Origin of the sequence: Streptomyces sp. 7-21, assembly GCF_016741785.1 — a bacterium.
Classification (GTDB): Bacteria; Actinomycetota; Actinomycetes; order Streptomycetales; family Streptomycetaceae; genus Streptomyces.
In genome coordinates this window covers 1-663 of sequence record NZ_JAERRL010000040.1, presented here as the reverse complement: position 1 = coordinate 663, position 663 = coordinate 1, and the positions used below count along the sequence as shown (strand labels likewise).

The 663-nt window shown below is 71.8% G+C and carries 1 protein-coding gene; it reads right to left on the bottom strand.

Translation table 11 applies throughout. From position 1 onward, the window contains the following. The coding region (locus tag JK356_RS21480; RefSeq protein ID WP_236671726.1) for a condensation domain-containing protein at positions 1–663 on the bottom strand (663 nt) is incomplete at both ends.

The window sequence follows — 663 nt, the reverse complement described above, 5'->3', positions numbered from 1 at the left end:
AACAAGATCGTCCGCGACGCCGGCGGGAAGCCGCCAGACCCGCCGCCGCATCGAAGCAGCCACATCCCGCACCGGATCCAGCACCGGCAGACCACTCAACGCATCCCCACCCCCCACCACCTCCACCCACCGCTCCAACTCCCCCACCCGCCCAGCACCCCGCGCCTGAGCCGCCAACGCAGCGGCAAACCCACGGAACGACGTCCCCTCCCCCTCCACCACCGGATCACGCCCCGCCACCACCGCCTCCACCGCACCCACCAGATCCGGCACCAGCACCCGCCACGACACCCCATCCACCACCAAGTGATGCACCACCACCACAAGCCGCCCCACCCGACCAGGCCCCGCATCCACCCACACCAACCGCGCCACCACCCCCGCCCGCACATCCAGCTCCCCCACCACCCCACGCGCCACCTCACCCGCCACCACATCCAGCTCCCCCTCCGCCACCCCACCCGCATCCACCCGCGACACCACCCCACCACCCACCAACCCCTCACCCACCACCAACGACAACCCACCCACATCCCCACCACCCACACCCTCCACCACCCGCGCCCGCAACATCCCATGCGCCGCCACCACCGCACCCCAACCACGCTCCAACGCCTCCACCCCCACCCCCGCAGGCACCCCCAACACCACCCACTGCGCGAA